Source organism: Peribacillus frigoritolerans, assembly GCF_040250305.1.
In the GTDB taxonomy this organism is placed as follows: Bacteria; Bacillota; Bacilli; order Bacillales; family DSM-1321; genus Peribacillus.
Genome location: NZ_CP158190.1, coordinates 3,994,792 through 4,013,540, shown reverse-complemented (window position 1 = coordinate 4,013,540; position 18,749 = coordinate 3,994,792). Strand labels below are relative to the sequence as shown.

The 18,749-nt window shown below is 43.3% G+C and carries 15 protein-coding genes and 1 riboswitch; of the genes, 14 read left to right on the top strand and 1 reads right to left on the bottom strand.

The window, feature by feature from the left end; all coding sequences use genetic code 11:
• Positions 1–14 precede the first annotated feature (14 nt).
• The gene (gene pheT, locus ABOA58_RS19645; protein WP_350299660.1) at positions 15–2,429 is read left to right on the top strand and encodes a phenylalanine--tRNA ligase subunit beta; all 2,415 of its coding nucleotides are present in this window, start codon (positions 15–17) and stop codon (positions 2,427–2,429) included.
• Positions 2,430–2,998: 569 nt separating this feature from the next.
• Here pheT and rnhC read toward each other — a convergent pair.
• Positions 2,999–3,958, bottom strand: a complete 960-nt coding sequence (gene rnhC / locus ABOA58_RS19640; protein WP_350299659.1) for a ribonuclease HIII — start codon at positions 3,956–3,958, stop codon at positions 2,999–3,001.
• A gap of 173 nt (positions 3,959–4,131) precedes the next feature.
• Between rnhC and zapA the strand changes: the two genes are divergently transcribed.
• From zapA to uvrC, 13 genes are all read left to right on the top strand, one after another.
• The gene (gene zapA / locus ABOA58_RS19635) at positions 4,132–4,392 is read left to right on the top strand and encodes a cell division protein ZapA (RefSeq protein ID WP_048678967.1); all 261 of its coding nucleotides are present in this window, start codon (positions 4,132–4,134) and stop codon (positions 4,390–4,392) included.
• Between the two features lie 4 nt (positions 4,393–4,396).
• Positions 4,397–4,942: a CvpA family protein gene (locus ABOA58_RS19630; protein WP_101222851.1), complete on the top strand. Its 546-nt coding sequence runs from the start codon at positions 4,397–4,399 to the stop codon at positions 4,940–4,942.
• Positions 4,943–5,152: 210 nt separating this feature from the next.
• Positions 5,153–6,871 carry a DNA polymerase/3'-5' exonuclease PolX gene (polX, locus tag ABOA58_RS19625; protein ID WP_350299658.1) on the top strand — a complete coding sequence of 573 codons (1,719 nt, stop codon included), beginning with the start codon at positions 5,153–5,155 and terminating at the stop codon, positions 6,869–6,871.
• Between the two features lie 35 nt (positions 6,872–6,906).
• A complete protein-coding gene (locus ABOA58_RS19620) occupies positions 6,907–9,261 on the top strand; it encodes an endonuclease MutS2 (protein ID WP_350299657.1) in 2,355 nt (784 codons plus the stop codon).
• 65 nt (positions 9,262–9,326) lie between these two features.
• Positions 9,327–9,734: a DUF350 domain-containing protein gene (locus tag ABOA58_RS19615; RefSeq protein ID WP_034309012.1), complete on the top strand. Its 408-nt coding sequence runs from the start codon at positions 9,327–9,329 to the stop codon at positions 9,732–9,734.
• A 199-nt stretch (positions 9,735–9,933) separates the two neighbouring features.
• Positions 9,934–10,104 (top strand): hypothetical protein, encoded by a 171-nt coding sequence (locus ABOA58_RS19610; protein ID WP_350299656.1) that lies wholly within the window; start codon positions 9,934–9,936, stop codon positions 10,102–10,104.
• 596 nt (positions 10,105–10,700) lie between these two features.
• The gene (locus tag ABOA58_RS19605; RefSeq protein WP_350299655.1) at positions 10,701–12,404 is read left to right on the top strand and encodes an AMP-binding protein; all 1,704 of its coding nucleotides are present in this window, start codon (positions 10,701–10,703) and stop codon (positions 12,402–12,404) included.
• Positions 12,405–12,601: 197 nt separating this feature from the next.
• Positions 12,602–13,189 (top strand): TetR/AcrR family transcriptional regulator, encoded by a 588-nt coding sequence (locus ABOA58_RS19600; protein WP_230136487.1) that lies wholly within the window; start codon positions 12,602–12,604, stop codon positions 13,187–13,189.
• Positions 13,190–13,313: 124 nt separating this feature from the next.
• Complete coding sequence (locus ABOA58_RS19595; protein ID WP_350299654.1) at positions 13,314–14,087, top strand: enoyl-CoA hydratase; 774 nt, start codon at positions 13,314–13,316, stop codon at positions 14,085–14,087.
• 122 nt (positions 14,088–14,209) lie between these two features.
• Positions 14,210–14,983 carry an electron transfer flavoprotein subunit beta/FixA family protein gene (locus ABOA58_RS19590; protein ID WP_350299653.1) on the top strand — a complete coding sequence of 258 codons (774 nt, stop codon included), beginning with the start codon at positions 14,210–14,212 and terminating at the stop codon, positions 14,981–14,983.
• A 69-nt stretch (positions 14,984–15,052) separates the two neighbouring features.
• Positions 15,053–16,030, top strand: coding sequence for an electron transfer flavoprotein subunit alpha/FixB family protein (locus ABOA58_RS19585; RefSeq protein WP_309078462.1), 978 nt, complete (start codon positions 15,053–15,055; stop codon positions 16,028–16,030).
• A gap of 207 nt (positions 16,031–16,237) precedes the next feature.
• Positions 16,238–16,552 carry a thioredoxin gene (gene trxA / locus ABOA58_RS19580; RefSeq protein ID WP_034308995.1) on the top strand — a complete coding sequence of 105 codons (315 nt, stop codon included), beginning with the start codon at positions 16,238–16,240 and terminating at the stop codon, positions 16,550–16,552.
• 103 nt (positions 16,553–16,655) lie between these two features.
• Positions 16,656–18,428, top strand: coding sequence for an excinuclease ABC subunit UvrC (gene uvrC / locus ABOA58_RS19575; protein ID WP_350299652.1), 1,773 nt, complete (start codon positions 16,656–16,658; stop codon positions 18,426–18,428).
• Between the two features lie 61 nt (positions 18,429–18,489).
• Positions 18,490–18,666: riboswitch (Lysine riboswitch) on the top strand.
• Positions 18,667–18,749: the final 83 nt, after the last annotated feature.

Genomic DNA, 18,749 nt, shown 5'->3' with positions numbered 1-18,749 from the left:
AAGGAGGACCTACCATGTTTGTTTCATATAAATGGTTACAAGATTATGTTGACCTTTCAGGCATCAATGCGACGGAGCTAGCTGACAAAATCACGAAAAGCGGCATTGAAGTTGAAGGGGTGGAAAAGAAAAGTGAAGGGCTAAAAGGGGTCGTCATCGGGCATGTCATAGAACGTGAACAACATCCAAATGCGGATAAATTGAATAAATGCCAAGTTGATATCGGGGCCGAAAATCCCGTTCAGATCATTTGTGGAGCACCGAATGTAGATAAAGGCCAAAAAGTCGCAGTCGCTACTGTTGGCGCAGTCCTTCCAGGTAATTTCAAAATCAAGAAAGCGAAACTTCGCGGAGAGGAATCGCACGGGATGATTTGCTCGCTTCAAGAATTGGGCTTCGAATCCAAGCTTGTTTCCAAGGATTATGCGACAGGTATCTTCGTCTTCCCTAATGATGTGGAAGTAGGGAAAGATGCATTGGAGGAACTTGGTTTAAGTGATGAAGTGCTGGAACTTGGGCTGACTCCAAACCGCTCCGACGCATTGAGTATGCTTGGTGTTGCATACGAAGTGGGAGCCATTCTAGGCCGGGAAGTGAAATGGCCGGTAGTCGAGAAAGAAGAGGCTGCTGAAAAAGCAACTGATTATATCAGTGTCAAAGTGGAAGCGAAAGAAGATAACCCGATATACATTGCTAAAATCATCAAAGATGTTAAGATTGGACCCTCACCGCTTTGGATGCAAACTAGGTTGATGTCTGCAGGTATCCGACCTCATAATAATGTGGTGGATATCACGAACTACATTTTACTTGAATACGGCCAACCTCTCCATGCCTTTGATTATGACCGCTTTGGTTCAAAGGAAATCGTCATCCGCAGAGCGAAGGATGCTGAAAAAATCGTAACATTGGATGAAGCGGAACGCACTTTGACACCTGACCATTTAGTGATCACAAATGGCAGCGAGCCTGTTGCGATTGCTGGTGTGATGGGCGGAGCGGATTCCGAAGTGAAAAATGATACGACGAACATCATTATTGAAAGTGCATATTTTGCAGGTACAGTAGTTCGCAAAGCTTCAAAGGACCATGGATTACGTAGTGAAGCCAGTGCCCGCTTTGAAAAAGGCGTCGACCCGGCCCGTGTTCGTGAAGCTGGAGAACGTGCAGCACAATTGATTGCACAATATGCAGGCGGAACAGTCTTACAAGGAGCAGCAGAAGTTGACGAATTGACAATGGAACCTGCGGTCATTAACATCACTCTTGAAAAAATCAACACCCTTCTTGGCACAAGCATGACCGTATCAGTTGTGGAGTCAATCTTCAAACGTCTGCAATTCGGAGTGGAACTTGACAATGAAACATTCACGATCACAGTGCCGACGCGCCGTGGCGATATTACGATTGAAGCTGATTTAGTCGAAGAGGCTGCACGTTTATATGGATATGATAACATTCCCGCTACACTGCCAATCGGTTCTGCTACCCCAGGCCAATTGACTGACTATCAAATTAAACGGCGGAAGGCACGCCGTACACTTGAAGGCGCAGGCCTTTATCAAGCGGTGACCTATTCACTGACAAGCCAGGAAAAAGCGTCACAATTCGCATTGGAAGCAAGAGAATCCATACGATTAGCAATGCCAATGAGTGAAGAACGGAGCCAGCTGCGTTTAAGCATCGTGCCTCAATTGCTGGAAGTCGTGAAATATAACAATGCTCGCCAAATTGATTCACTGGCACTGTATGAAATCGGTTCGGTATTCTTTAAGCGTGACGAACAAGAACTGCCTGAAGAAAAAGAACATATTGCTGGAGCAATCACAGGCCTATGGGAGTCACATTTATGGCAAGGTGAAAAGAAACCAGTGGATTTCTTTGTAGCCAAAGGCGTGATCGAAGCATTATTCGACACACTTGGATTAGCTGATCAAATCAGTTATCGCCAAGCGGAAATCAACGACATGCATCCAGGACGGACAGCGGAAATACTATTGAATGGTGAAGTGATTGGCTTTATCGGCCAAGTGCACCCAACTGTCCAAAAAGACTTGGATATTAAAGAAACATACATTTTCGAACTTTCCTTAAAAGCATTGGCAGAAGCCGAAGTCGCGCCGATTTCGTACCAAACCATTCCGCGCTATCCATCAACCACACGCGATATAGCGCTTGTTGTGGATCAAGCTACGAAAGCCGGGGACATTCAAGATATTATTGAAGAAGCTGGTGGCAAGCTGCTGAAAGAAGTAAGCATCTTTGACTTATACGAAGGTGAAAGAATGGAGGAAGGCAAGAAATCCATTGCCTACTCACTGAAATACTTCGACCCGGAACGTACACTGACGGACGAGGACATTACAAAAGCACATGATAAAGTGCTTGAAGCCGTTAAAGAAAAAGCCGGCGCAGAGCTAAGAGGATAAAACCAAAAAGACAGCTCCCTGAATCTTGGGGAGCTGTCTTTTTGGATTTCACGAGAAAACGGTGCAAACTCACGAGTAAATAGCGTGAATTCACGAGTAAATGGTGCAAACTCACGAGTAAATGGTGCAAACTCACGACTAAATAGCAAATTCACGAGAAAACCGCAAGAATTCACGAGTAAATAGCGTGAATTCACGAGTAAATGGTGCAAACTCACGAGTAAACGGTACAAACTCACGAGTAAATGGCGTAAACTCACGAGTAAATAGCAAATTCACGAGTAAAACGCGAGAATTCACGAGTAAATAGCGTGAATTCACGAGTAAATGGTGCAAACTCACGAGTAAATGGCGTAAACTCACGAGTAAATGGTGCAAACTCACGAGTAAATGGTGCATTCACGAGTAAATGGTGCAAACTCACGAGTAAATGGTGCAAACTCACGAGTAAATAGCGTGAACTCACGAGTAAATGGCGTAAACTCACGAGTAAATGTCACGAATTCACGAGTAAACCGCGCAACCTCACGAGAAAAAGGCGGCTTTTCCAAAAGATCAGCCGCTTTCTTCTATTTATGATATTTCTGTTGATATAATCGCTTCGCTTTTTCTGTGTTGGCAAAATGGGTTTTCGTGAATTCGTGTAATGAATCGATTCCTTTTTCGTGAATCAATCTTGCGGCCGCTTCATCGACTGCAAATCCGGCTCCTTTAGGGATTTTGAATCCGGCTTTTTCACTCAGCAAGTCAAAGCGTTTGACGAATGCATATCGGGCCAGGATGGATGCGGCTGCTACTCCAAGGTGTATGCCTTCCGCTTTTGTGCATAGATAGGTGGCATTAGCTTGAAATAGTTCTTGCCCTTTAAGGTAATTGAAAAATACCTCTGGTTGAGCAAATTGATCAATAAGGACCGCTTCCGCTTGTTCCGGGTGGATTTTTTGCATGAGATTCTTGATTGCTTGGTTATGGAGGAGTGCCTTCATTTTTCCTTGTGACATTCCCTTTGCCTGGAGCGCATTATATTTCGGGTTGTCGCATGTGAGCAGGCTGAATGGCACTACATCCTTAATCTGTTTGGCAATTTCGATGATCTGTGGATCTTTGAGATTTTTAGAATCCTGGACACCAAGCTCCTTTAATAGGGCTAGTTGCTCCTTTTTTGCATATACGGCTACGACGGTGATCGGGCCGAAATAGTCTCCTGTTCCGACCTCATCGGATCCAATCACAGACATGGTCCCGATATTTGCAGGCGGCGAATATCGATGGACATTGACTGATGCAGGGGATGCCGTTTTTTTCTTTGGAGCAGCAGCAGTGGTGCTATTTTGCCATTTTACCGCTTCTAGTTCGGCATTTTTCCCCTGAAAAAGCACCTTTCCAGATTTATAGGCTGTCACCGTACATAGCGGCGGTTTGGCGGAAAAGATGCTCCCGGGCGGCAGCTTGGCGGCCAAGGATGAAGAATAGTGGGACTTCATCGCCTTTATTTGTTCAGGACTGATAAGTAAAACAACATGGGACATAATGGGTAAGCTCCTAACTTCATTTTGTTTATTAGGTAATCCTCTTCCTAAAATTCGTTTTCGTTTGACAAATTATTGAAATTTTTATGCGAGAAATGACGATGTACTCTCTTTCATGACGAAAAACTTCGTGATATGATAGAATTAGGATTGTTTAGATTGGGGGCATCATTTTGTCAGACGATAAACGAAATAAAACAACAGTTGATATATACGGACAACCATATACAATCGTCGGCACAGAAAGCGCAAGTCATATGCGCCTGGTCGCTTCGATGGTTGACGAAAAAATGAGAGAGATCAGGATGAAAAATCCATACTTGGATACAAGTAAGCTAGCGGTGCTAACGGCCGTGAATACCATCCACGAATATATTAAATTAAAAGATGAACTAGACCAGCTTCAACTGGAATTAAAGAGAGAGAAGGACTGAGTACATGCTTGATTTAGCAATTCTGGCCATTCTTTTAATCGGTTTATTAATCGGTTTAAAGCGTGGCTTCATTTTACAAACGGTTCATATGACAGGGTTCATAGTAGCCTTCATCGTCGCCTATGTATTTTACGGAGATCTTGCTCCCAATTTGAAATTGTGGATTCCGTTTCCAACGATGGGTGATTCCTCAACCCTTAATATGTTTTTCGATACAGTCGGGCTTGATACGGCATATTACAATGCAATTGCCTTTGCAATCATTTTCTTTGCTGCCAAGATTCTTTGGCAAATGATAGGATCGATGCTCAACTTCATTACCCATCTTCCGATATTAAAGCAGCTGAATCGCTGGGGTGGAGGGATATTGGGCTTTCTCGAAGTCTATCTTATCATGTTTATTATATTATATATAGCTGCCATGCTGCCAATGGATTCCATCCAGAAACCATTAACGGGCTCATTTCTGGCAGAATCGATCGTGAAACATACGCCGTTCCTTTCCGAGCAAGTGAAGGAACTTTGGTTTCATGATCTAAAACAATCTTAATGTCAGTATAAGTGGGCCTGCCTCCCTTTCTCAAAGTTCTGGATTCCTATACTTTGAAAGGGGGAGGCCCCTTTTTATGTAGCAGCATGTAACTTCCCCCTATTTGATTAGGAAGTTAAGAATCGGACTGCTTGTACTTTACCTCCAAGAAAGGTATCTTTAAGAAAGTGAATATGGGACACCCTACTAATTTTTTCGGCGGTGAATTAAATGACAATTAATAAAAAAGATATCATTAAACTATTAGAAAAAATTGCAATATATATGGAACTAAAAGGAGAGAACCCGTTCAAGGTTTCAGCTTTCCGAAAGGCAGCAGGCGCCTTGGAAACGGATGACCGGAGCCTGTCGGAGATCGAAGATTTTACCGCTTTGAATGGGATCGGGAAAGGAACGGCATCGGTCATCGAAGAGTATATAAATGAGGGGAAATCGACTGTACTTGAAGAGCTTCAGGAGCAGGTGCCAAAAGGATTGATTCCGCTTCTGCAGCTTCAAGGTTTGGGCGGGAAGAAAATTGCCAAGCTTCATAAAGAGCTGCATGTCAATGATGTGAATGATCTTAAAATCGCCTGTGAAGAAGGCAGGGTCGCGGCGCTTGCCGGTTTCGGCAAAAAAACGGAAGAGAAAATCCTGTCTGCAATTGCCGAGGCGGGTTCAAGGCCCGATCGACTGCCCCTAGCCTTCATGAGGCCGATTGCGGCTGATATTGAAACGGCCCTTGCTAACATGGATTACATCATCCGATCTTCCAGGGCCGGAAGCATCAGGCGTATGAGGGAAACGATCAAGGACCTCGATTTCATCATTTCGACAGATCATCCCGAAGAGGTTAAGAATCAATTGCTTGCAATAAAAGGGATAAAACAGGTGATTGCGGCCGGTGATACAAAAGTATCGGTAGTGCTTGATTATGAATATGACATTTCTGTCGATTTCCGAATCGTTAAGGATAAGGAATTCATCACGACACTCCATCATTTTACAGGTTCGAAGGATCACAATGTGCGGATGCGCCAGCTTGCTAAAGATCGTGGAGAGAAAATCAGCGAATATGGGGTGGAAGTGACTGAAACCGGTGATGTATTGACGTTTGAGACGGAAGAACAATTTTATAATCATTTTGGCCTTCCTTTCATTCCGCCAGAAATACGTGAAGACGGAACGGAAGTGGAGCATTATGATGCTAATGAACCTCTCATATCTTTAGAGGCCATTAAAGGTGATCTGCATATGCATACCACATGGAGTGATGGGGCTCATACAATTGAAGAAATGATTGAAGCATGCCGTGCAAAAGGGTATCGATATATGGCCATCACCGATCATTCGCAATATCTGAAAGTGGCGAACGGCTTGACCGCTGAACGTTTACGTGAACAAAAACGGATCATCCATGAACTTAATGAAAAATACACTGACTTTACCGTTCTTTCCGGGATAGAGATGGATATACTTCCTGATGGGACACTTGATTATGACGATGAGCTGCTTGCAGAGGTGGATTTGGTGATCGCATCGATTCACTCAAGCTTTTCACAGCCTCGGGAAACGATCATGGAGCGCTTAAAAACGGCTCTGAATAATCCGCATGTAGATATCATCGCCCACCCAACGGGAAGGATCATCGGCAGACGCACCGGATATGATGTGGATATAGAAATGCTGATCGAACTGGCCCGTGAAACGAATACTGCCTTGGAATTGAATGCGAATCCGAACCGATTGGATTTGGCACCTCCGCATCTGCGCAAGGCTCAGGAAGCAGGCGTTCCGATCGTTATCAATACGGATGCCCACAGCATCGACATGCTTGAACATATGCCTGTTGGGGTCGCATCAGCCAAAAAGGGCTGGATTAAAGAATCCACGGTTCTTAATGCAAGGGATACGGATGGCTTATTGGCGTTTTTAAAGAGAAATGATTAACTATTTGCCCATAAATAAGGAGGAGCTTTAACTCCATGCATAATAAAGCTTTAAAGACATTGGAATTTCATAAAATAAAAGAACAATTAATCTCACACGCATCCTCATCCATAGGAAAGGAAAAGGCAGAGCAATTGATGCCTTCCACGGATTTTGAAGAAGTTTCGAGGTGGCAGGAAGAAACAGATGAGGCTGCCAAAATCGTAAGGTTGAAAGGTAACTTGCCATTGGGCGGGATTTTCGATATCCGTCCACATGCAAAAAGGGCACAGATTGGCGGTATGCTCTCACCGATGGAACTGATGGAACTTGCGAGTACGATTCGTGCCGGCAGGATCCTAAGCCGTTTCTTCGAAGAACTCGCAGAGCAGGAAATTGATGTTCCGCTTTTAGCCGAATATATCGATTCCCTTCATCCATTGATTGATTTGCAGCAGGAAATTACGTATGCAGTAAGCGAACATGGCGAAGTGATGGATTCTGCCAGCGACAAGCTTCGTACCCTAAGAAACCAAATTCGGACGAACGAAAGCCGTGTCAGGGAAAAACTGGAAAGTATGATCCGTTCTTCCAATGCATCAACAATGTTATCCGATGCCATCATCACCATCCGGAATGACCGATTCGTCATCCCGGTAAAACAGGAATACCGCAGTGTGTATGGCGGGATCATTCATGATCAATCATCATCTGGGCAGACGTTGTTCATTGAACCGCAAGCAATTGTTCAGCTGAATAATGTCCTGCAGGAAACCCGAGTGAAGGAAACGCAGGAAATAGAACGGATATTGGTCGAACTATCGGAAAAAGTCGGTGCGTTCACCCCTGAATTGCTTCATAATGTCAAAGTACTAGCACAAATCGATTTCCTTGTCGCCAAGGCAAAGTATGCAAAAGCGATAAAAGGATCCAAGCCGATTCTGAATAATGAGGGGCGCGTAAAGTTATTCAAAGCGAAACACCCGCTCATTCCGAATGATGTTGTCGTGGCCAATGATATTTTTCTTGGTGATGAATTTACGACAATCGTCATCACCGGTCCGAATACAGGTGGTAAGACGGTTACCCTGAAAACGATTGGTCTCTGTACGTTAATGGCCCAGTCCGGTCTGCAGATCCCTGCGCTGGATGGTTCCGAAACGGCTGTGTTTTCCTCTGTTTATGCCGATATTGGCGATGAACAGTCGATTGAACAAAGCTTAAGTACTTTCTCTTCGCATATGGTCAATATTGTCGATATCCTTAAGCATGTCGATTATGACAGCCTTGTTTTATTCGATGAGCTTGGAGCGGGAACTGACCCACAGGAAGGCGCAGCTTTGGCCATTTCCATTTTGGATGAAGTGTATAAGCGCGGAGCACGTGTGATTGCAACGACACATTACCCGGAATTAAAAGCGTATGGATATGATCGGGAAGGCGTCATTAATGCAAGCGTCGAATTTAATGTGGAAACCTTGAGTCCCACCTATAAACTTTTGATCGGTGTACCAGGGCGGAGTAATGCGTTTGAAATTTCCAAGCGCCTTGGTTTGGAAGAAAACGTGATAAGCAATGCCCGCAGCCATATTGGTGAGGATACGAATAAAGTTGAAAATATGATAGCGTCCCTTGAAGACAGCCGCAAGAAGGCCGAAGAAGAGGAACTGGAAGCCAAGAATCACCTGAAACAGGCGGAAATTCTTCATAAAGACCTTCAAAAGCAAATTGATGAGTACCATCAAGAACGGGATGCGATGGTTGAAAAGGCAGCCAAAGAGGCAGCGGCAATCGTTGAAAATGCACAAAGGGAAGCGGAAGCAATCATTGCCGACTTACGTAAACTGCGACTTGAAAAGCATGCCGATGTTAAAGAGCATGAACTGATCGATGCCAAAAAACGCCTTGAAGAAGCAGCGCCTAAAGTGAAAAAAACAACAAATAAAGCTGCGAGGCCGCTGGATAAAAGCTTGAAACCTGGAGATGAAGTTAAGGTAGTAAGCTTTGGTCAAAAAGGTCACTTGATTGAGAAGGTCTCAAATAATGAATGGCAGGTTCAGATCGGCATCATGAAGATGAAGGTGAAGGAGTCTGACCTGGAATTCATCAAGAGCACAAAAGTAAAAGAAACAAAGCCGCTTACCACGATCAAAGGCCGCGATTATCATGTTAGCGTGGAACTTGACCTCCGTGGAGAACGCTATGAAAATGCAATTTCAAGAGTGGAAAAGTACATTGATGATGCTCTTTTGGCCGGTTATTCGAGTGTTTCCATCATTCATGGTAAAGGAACGGGCGCTCTTCGATCCGGGGTCCAGGAATACTTGAAAAATCACCGCTCTGTCAAAAGGATTCGTTTCGGCGAAGCCGGTGAAGGCGGAACAGGTGTTACGGTGGTGGAATTTAAATAAAGGAAAGCGGTCACTCCGGCTATTCAGCCAAGCCGGGTGGCTAGTTACCATTCGGGAGTTGGACCATGGAGAACATGTGGGAAAATGAATATGTATATATAGCTGCTCGTTACAGTGTCGTTATTTTGTGCATGATTGTTTTTTTAGCCATTTTTGAACTTGTCACAAAGTACAAGAACTGGGAAGAAATCAAACAGGGAAACCTTTCTGTCGCATTGGCAACAGGTGGTAAAATATTTGGGATTGCCTATGTATTCCAACAGTCCATTCTCCATCAGAATTCGCTTCTTACCATGATTGGCTGGGGCGTATACGGATTTGTCCTGCTGTTGATCGGGTATTTCATTTTTGAATTTATGACTCCTGGATTTAAAATAGATGAAGAAATACAAAAAGATAATCGGGCAGTTGGATTCCTATCGATGATCATATCAATCGCATTATCTTTTGTCATCGGCGCCGGAATTTCTTAATGCCCTTCATGAGAGGGAGTAAGCTGTGGAGAAACTTGCAAAAGTATTAATTGTTTGTTGCGGTATCTTTTTTCTGTTTGGAATCATTTATATGACATTCTTCAACTGAAGCGGCCATTGTGCCGCTTCTTTTATTTGAACTCTTACAAAAGATAGAATAACATTGGTCGAATAGACTTGACGGCAGAGGAGGAGGAATATGGTTCACTCCAAATTGATACAAAAGATTGAAGAAATTTGCGACACTCCTGCCGAAAACTGGCTAGCCGGGACCCCTCAGACGCTTGCTTTGATGATGCTTGGCAGACAGTCGGCGGAAAGGGAGCGGATTTCTGAAATCAACTGGAACCTTTTTCTTGAGGGTTTGTAAAATTTGAGCGTTGATTTCCACTCCAGGCACTCGCTTTCCGCGGGCGGTCCGGGAGCCTCCTCGGCGCTCTTTGCGCCTGTGGGGTCTCCCCTGGACGCGCTTTTCCCGCAGGAGTCTCGTACCTTCCGTTCCAATCAACTGGACTGTCTTTTTAAAGACAGTAGGCAAACCTGGCTTTTCTTCAAATTTGTCTACAGTTTGGCATTTCAATCAATATGTCGACAATTAGGAATGGTCTCATTCCGAATCCCTTTCACGATTTTACTGAAGGAATGATTACCATAATTTATAAAACAAGACTTAGTTATACTCCATGATTTTTTTATTCTTTATATGAGATGAAACCTTTACTAGAATTGAAGGTAAACTGGTTCTACTCTAATTTGTCTACAGTCTGTATGGAGTGGAACCACTCCTTTTTTTTGTTTCCCTTTTTAAGTGTTTCATCCAATATTCCCTGTGGTTGGCATAGGACATATATACTGGCCTGCTTCTCATCATAAGGTTTTTATACTCTGAAATTCGGCAATTGTAAGAAAATCCCGATTGTATTATAATGATAAAGAGTATTGAGAATATTCAGAAGGAGGGGGCAAATGAGCAATAAGCCATGGCAAGCTATTTATCCGGAACAGATACCCGCTGTTTTGTCGTACGAAGATAAACCTCTTTATTCTTTTTTGAAGGAATCAGCCGAAGAATTCCCTGATAAAGTATCGATTCATTTCCAGGGAAAAGAACTAACTTTCCGGGAAGTGCATGAATCTGCTTTAAAGTTTGCAGCCTATTTAAAAAGTATCGGACTTCAAAAAGGTGAACGCGTTGCCGTCATGCTTCCTAACTGCCCTCAGGGTGTCATAAGCTTTTTTGGGATATTGATGGCCGGAGGAGTCGTCGTTCAAACGAACCCAACCTATACGGAACGTGAATTAGAATATCAAATGAAAGATTCCGGAGCGAAGATAATTTTAGCGATGGATATTTTATTTCCCCGTGTTTCTGCAGTGGCATCAAGAACGGATTTAGAACATATAATTGTAACCGCTATCAAGGAATATTTGCCATTCCCGAAAAATCTAATCTATCCTTTTATTCAAAAAAAGCAATACGGCATTGTCATCAATGTTGAGCATGAAGGGAATCATCATTTATTTTCCGAAATCATGAAACGAAAGATCATCACTGAAGAAGTCGTCACTGTGCCGATCGATGTGGATAATGACCTTGCCCTTTTGCAATATACAGGCGGGACAACTGGCTTTCCCAAAGGGGTAATGCTTACCCATAAGAACTTGCTGGCAAATACGAAAATGTGCAATGCTTGGCTTTATAAAAATAAGCGCGGTGAGGAAAGGATCCTTGCGATTCTGCCTTTCTTCCATGTGTACGGCATGACTACAGTCTTGGTACTTTCCGTCATGGAAGGGAACACCATGATCATCATGCCAAAGTTTGATGTCGAAGCGACGCTTAAAACCATCCAAAAACAGAAACCGACCATGTTTCCAGGTGCGCCAACGATGTATATCGGTCTCTTGAACCATCCGGATATCGCTAAATATGATCTTTCTTCCATCAATGCCTGTATAAGCGGTTCTGCATCATTGCCCTTAGAGGTCCAGGAGCAGTTTGAGAAAATTACCGGCGGGAAGCTTGTTGAAGGCTATGGACTTTCAGAAACCTCACCGGTGACACATGCTAATTTCATTTGGGATCAGCCGCGTGTAAAAGGAAGCGTTGGACTGCCGTGGCCGGACACTGACTCGGCGATTCTGTCCCTGGAATCCTATGAAGAGCTTCCTCCGAATGAAATAGGCGAGATTGCCATAAAAGGACCACAGGTAATGAAAGGTTATTGGAACCGTCCGGATGAAACGGAAAAAACCTTTAAAAATGGCTGGCTGCTTACAGGCGATCTGGGTTACATGGATGAGCAGGGGTTCTTTTATGTCGTCGAGAGGAAAAAGGATACAATCATTGCGGGAGGTTTCAATATATATCCACGTGAGGTGGAAGAGGTGCTATACGAGCATGAGGCCATACAGGAAGTAGTTGTGGCAGGCATCCCTGACCCTTATCGCGGGGAGACCGTCAAGGCCTATGTCGTCCTGAAAAAAAATGCCAGGGTCACTGAAGAGGAATTGAATGAATTTGCCAGAAAGAACCTGGCTTCCTATAAGGTGCCGCGCAGCTATGAATTCAGGGATGAACTTCCTAAAACGACGATAGGAAAAATCCTGAGAAGAGTCCTTATCGAGGAAGAAAAGAAAAAAATATCCGAGGAAAGAAAAGAAGCTTAAACAGGCACCCCCTTTTAACGGAGCAGCGGAAGAGGGCTCCGTTTCGCAGAACAACTGGACAACCTATGGATGGGGACTGTACAATGAACAGAGTGGAATGTCAGGACCCTTAGAAGTTTTGCTTGACAGTAAAGGGTCGTCATTTTATGATAGAAATATGAATGATGGTTCATTCATTTTCTGAAAGGGGACATCCAGTGAAAAGCAACAGACCAAAGTATAATCAAATTATTGATGCGGCCGTTATTGTAATTGCCCAAAACGGTTACTATCAAGCCCAAGTATCCAAAATCGCCAAGCAGGCAGGAGTAGCGGATGGCACCATCTATCTTTATTTTAAAAATAAAGAAGATATCTTAATATCATTATTCCATGAAAAGATGGGCTATTTTGTGGAACAGATTGAAGAAGAGATAAAAGGAAAGACCTCTGCATCGGAAAAACTACATGTGCTCATCCAAAAACATTTTCAAAACCTTTCAGAAGACGTGAATTTAGCAATTGTCACTCAGTTGGAATTAAGACAGTCGAATAAAGAATTGCGCCTTAGAATTAATGATGTGTTAAGAGGGTATTTAAATTTAATCGATCAGATCATTATAGAAGGAAAAGAGAACGGCGAATTCCTGCCTGATTTAAATAATTTACTTGCCAGGCAGATGATTTTTGGAACGATTGATGAAACTGTGACGACTTGGGTCATGAATGAGCAAAAGTATTCGCTTCCTGACCTTGCACCAGACGTTCACCGCTTGCTGATTGGCGGCTGCGGCCTGAAAAGTTAACGATTCTTTCGAGGATGGCTAGCCATCCTCGAAAGAAACGGTTAATTCTGCTTCTAGCTTTAACTGGAAGTGATACATATGGAATTTTCAAAAAAGTTTGACTAGCATGCCTGGAGGGATTGATATGGAATATCTTAAGCTTTCTGTCGAAAATCATGTGGCTTTTATAACGATTGATCATGCACCAGCAAATGCACTTTCTTCGGCTATCATCGGAGAGCTTTCACAGGCCTTCGATCAAATTGAGAAAGACGAAGCCGTACGGGTTGTCTTTCTTCATGGTGAAGGAAGATTCTTCTCTGCAGGAGCAGACATTAAAGAGTTTACGGAAGTGAAAGACGGGAAAGCTTTCGAGAAGCTGACCAAGAATGGTCAATCTGTATTTGAGAAAATCGAATCTTTTCCAAAACCGGTCATTGCAGCCATCCATGGAGCGGCGCTTGGCGGAGGATTGGAGCTGGCTATGGCCTGCCACATCCGCTTAGTCACCGAAAGGGCTAAACTTGGTTTGCCTGAGCTGCAGTTGGGCTTAATCCCAGGGTTTGCTGGGACCCAACGTCTTCCTCGTTACGTAGGCATGGCAAAGGCAGCTGAAATGCTGTTTACAAGTGAACCGATTTCAGGCACCCAAGCTGTGCAATGCGGATTGGCGAATCATGCCTTCACGGATGAAGAACTGATTCCAAAGGCTAAGGATCTAGCCAATAAAATTGCCAAGAAAAGCCCACTGGCATTAAAGTCGGCCATTGAGTTATTGAATTATTCCAAGCATGATTCCTACCATAAAGGTGTGGAAAGGGAAGCCGCCCTCTTTGGCCAGGCTTTCGATACTGCTGATGCACAAGAAGGAATCGCCGCTTTCATTGAAAAAAGGGAAGCAGTATTCAAAGGGAAATGATGTTTCGGTATAAATAACTATTTTTATATATCATGCAGGATTTTGGTGAAATCTGTAGAACATTACTATATATCAATAAAATTCATAATCTTCAAAACTCAAATCATTCGGGAGGTATTATCGTGAACATTTATGTACTGCTGAAAAGAACATTTGATACAGAAGAAAAAATTACGCTATCCAACGGGAAAATCAATGAGGATGGAGCAGAATTCATCATTAATCCATACGATGAGTATGCAGTTGAAGAAGCAATCCAGGTGCGTGATGCACAAGGCGGCGAAGTAACGGTTATTTCCGTCGGAACAGAAGAGGCTGAAAAGCAATTACGTACGGCGCTGGCAATGGGTGCTGACAAAGCCGTATTGATAAATATAGAAGACGACATAGAAAATGGCGACCAATTCACGACTGCCAAAATTATTGGCGAATACTTAAAAGATAAAAATGCCGATCTAATCATTGCAGGGAACGTTGCAATCGATGGCGGCTCTGGTCAAGTGGGACCACGCGTTGCCGAAATTTTGGAGATTCCTTATATTACAACCATTACTAAATTGGACATAGCAAATGGAAATGTAAGCGTTATCCGTGATGTCGAAGGGGACTCTGAAACGATCGAAGCATCTCTTCCATTATTGGTGACAGCGCAACAAGGGCTAAATGAGCCACGTTATCCTTCATTGCCAGGAATCATGAAGGCGAAGAAAAAACCGCTTGAAGAATTGGAATTGGATGACCTGGATTTGGAAGAAGACGATGTTGAGGCCAAAACAAAAACGATTGAAATTTACCTTCCTGCTAAAAAAGAAGCTGGAAAAGTTTTGGACGGAGAAATCAGTGCTCAAGTTAGCGAGCTAGTTCAATTATTACGCAGTGAAGCAAAAGTGATTTAATCGAAACGGTACTTTTCAAAACAACAACACACGACAAAAAGAAAAATAGAGCACAGGAGGTTTTTATAAATGGCTAGAAAGTTTCTTGTATTGGGCGAAGTTCGTGATGGTTCACTAAGAAATGTATCATTTGAAGCTATCGGTGCGGCTAAGCTTGCTGCGGATGGCGGGGAAATCGTTGGTGTTTTAGTTGGTGACAGTGTTCAAAATTTCGGTAATGAATTGATCCAGTATGGTGCAGACCGGGTTATTGCAGTCGAAAATGATCAATTGAAACAATATACTTCAGATGGATATGCGCAAAGCTTGCTTGCCGTCATCGAGCAGGAAAAGCCAGAAGGGATTTTCTTTGGACATACGGCCTTAGGAAAAGACCTTGCACCTAAATTGGCTGGAAAACTTGAATCAGGATTGATTTCCGACGTTACATCCATTGAAGAAGAAGGCGGAAATATCGTTTTCACCCGCCCGATCTATTCTGGTAAAGCATTTGAAAAGAAAATTGTTACAGATGGCGTGATTTTCGCGACAATCCGTCCGAACAATATCGAACCATTAGCGAAAGATGAGTCCCGCTCTGGTGATGTTTCTACATTAAGTGTGGATATTAAGGACTTACGGACAATCATTAAGGATGTTGTTAGAAAAGCCAGTGAAGGGGTCGACCTTTCAGAAGCGAAAGTAATCATCGCGGGTGGCCGTGGCGTGAAAAGTGAAGATGGTTTTGAACCATTAAAGGAACTGGCACAGGTTCTTGGCGGAGCGGTAGGAGCTTCCCGCGGAGCATGTGATGCAGACTATTGCGATTACTCATTACAAATCGGGCAAACGGGTAAAGTCGTAACACCTGACCTTTATATCGCCTGCGGAATTTCCGGTGCGATCCAGCATTTAGCAGGAATGTCCAACTCCAAGGTTATCGTTGCCATCAATAAAGACCCGGAAGCTAACATATTCAATGTGGCTGATTATGGAATTGTCGGAGATCTTTTCGAGGTCGTTCCATTACTTACGGAAGAATTCAAAAAACTTAAAGTTAACGCGTAATAGAAATAATACTGATGAGGGGCAAGACATTCGGCATAAGCCGATACATGTCTTGCCCCTTTATTTACGCTAATGGGGAGGGGGTTTGGCCTGCATAATTACTCTTTTTTTGGACATCCTACCACTGAAGCAAAATATTAGCATCGATTTGAGCAACAGTGGTATACTGTTTTTAGTTATTTGAGTAAATTTGAGGAGGAAATATATATGGCTATTGTAAATGCAACTGACCAGACTTTCACAACAGATACTAGCGAAGGTGTCGTTCTTGTAGATTTTTGGGCTCCATGGTGCGGACCTTGTAAAATGATCGCTCCTGTTCTTCAAGAGCTTGATACTGAAATTGGCGATACAGCAAAAATCGTAAAAGTGGATGTAGATGAAAACCAAGAAACAGCTGGAAAATTCGGTGTGATGAGCATCCCGACATTAATCGTGCTTAAAGACGGTGAAGTGGTCGATAAGGTTGTTGGTTTCCAACCTAAAGAAGCACTTGCTGAACTTATTGCAAAACACGCGTAATAGTAAGATAGCTAAAAAAAGCTTCAAGTCTGCGGACTTGAAGCTTTTTTCGCTATCTTGATATATAATGATTGTAAAAAAGGGAGAACAGGAGGCTGAATGCATGAATCAACAAATAAAGAATAAACTTGCCCTTCTTCCCGATCAACCTGGTTGTTATTTAATGAAAGATCGTCAGGGAACGATCATCTATGTAGGCAAAGCGAAAGTGTTGAAAAATCGTGTCCGTTCTTATTTTACGGGATCTCATGATGGGAAAACATTTCGACTCGTGAATGAGATTGAGGATTTCGAATACATCGTCACCTCTTCCAACATCGAGGCTCTTATTTTAGAGTTGAACTTAATCAAAAAACATGACCCAAAATATAATGTCATGCTAAAGGATGATAAGACGTATCCTTTCATCAAGCTGACTGCGGAACGCCACCCGCGTCTAATCATTACGCGAAAAGTCAAAAAAGACAAAGGGAAATATTTCGGCCCTTATCCGAATGCATTTGCAGCTAACGAAACGAAAAAATTGCTCGACCGCATCTATCCCCTAAGAAAATGTAATACGTTACCGGATCGCGTTTGTCTCTACTATCACCTTGGCCAGTGCCTGGCCCCATGTGTATATGATGTAGAGGAACAGGAATATAAAAAAATGGTCGATGATATCAACCGGTTCTTGAACGGCGGGCATACTGAAATAAAAAAAGAACTGACTGAAAAAATGCTGGAGGCATCGGAAGAGCTCGATTTCGAGAGGGCCAAGGAGTTCCGTGACAAGATTGCCCACATCGATATTACGATGGAGAAGCAGAAAATGATGACGACCGATTTCATCGACAGGGATGTATTTGGCTTTGCCTATGATAAAGGCTGGATGTGCGTTCAGGTATTTTTTGTCAGGCAGGGTAAATTGATAGAAAGGGATGTTTCGCTTTTTCCGGTCTACGATGAACCCGAACAGGAACTTCTTACATTCCTCGGTCAGTTTTACGAGATTACGAACCACTTTAAACCAAAGGAAATCTTGCTGCCTGAATCAGTGGATGCCGAAATGGCCGAAGGGCTGCTTGGTGTCAAAACGATTCACCCGAAACGGGGAGCGAAAAAAGACATGCTTAAATTGGCGAATAAGAATGCCTCCATCGCGCTTCAGGAAAAATTCTCTTTGATAGAAAGGGATGAAGAAAGAACGATCAATGCGGTGGAAAACCTCGGGAAGCAACTGGGTATCTACACACCGCATCGAATTGAAGCTTTCGATAACTCCAACATCCAGGGAAGTGACCCAGTTTCCGCTTTAGTCGTGTTCATTGATGGAAAGCCGGAAAAAAGGGAGTACCGCAAATATAAGATCAAGACGGTCCAAGGGCCTGATGATTATGAATCGATGCGTGAAGTGGTCAGAAGAAGATATTCACGAGTATTGAAAGAAGGGCTGCCGCTTCCGGACTTGATCATCATTGATGGCGGAAAGGGACATGTCGAAGCCGTTCGGGATATTCTGGAAAATGAATTGGGCCTTGATATTCCACTTTCAGGCCTCATTAAGGATGAAAAGCATAGGACCTCGCAATTGATGATCGGAAATCCGCTTGAAATCGTACCTCTTGATTCCCGGAGCCAGGAATTTTACCTATTGCAAAGAATTCAGGATGAAGTGCATCGGTTCGCGATTACGTTTCATCGCCAGCTACGCGGGAAAAATGCAGTTCACTCCCAGCTTGATGATATTCCAGGAGTCGGGGAAAAGCGAAGGAAGCAATTATTAAGGCATTTTGGATCATTGAAGAAAATCAAAGAGGCGACGGCCGAGGAAATCATGGAAGCTGGCATGCCAAAAGGGGTAGCCGAGGGAATCGTTAGAAAATTACAAGAATAATCTTGCTACCGATAAATCTCTATGCTATGATTAAAAAGAATTTTTAACTAGACAACTTAAAAGTGCTGATAGAGGTGCGGAATTCAAGAGTAAAAACCTGGAGAAGTATGAGCTTCCATGAAAGGTTTTGAAAGGGGATGACGCCGAAGGAATACAAGACTCATACCTTGTTTTCCTGGTCCGACATTTAATAAATGGCGGATTGTCAGGGTTTATACCCTGGAGAGCTATCTCACTGTGTTTACAGTATTTAGATATGTGATCACAGCAATGAGATATTTCTCATTGCTTTTTTTATTGCCTAAAAAGGTAGAGAGGGTG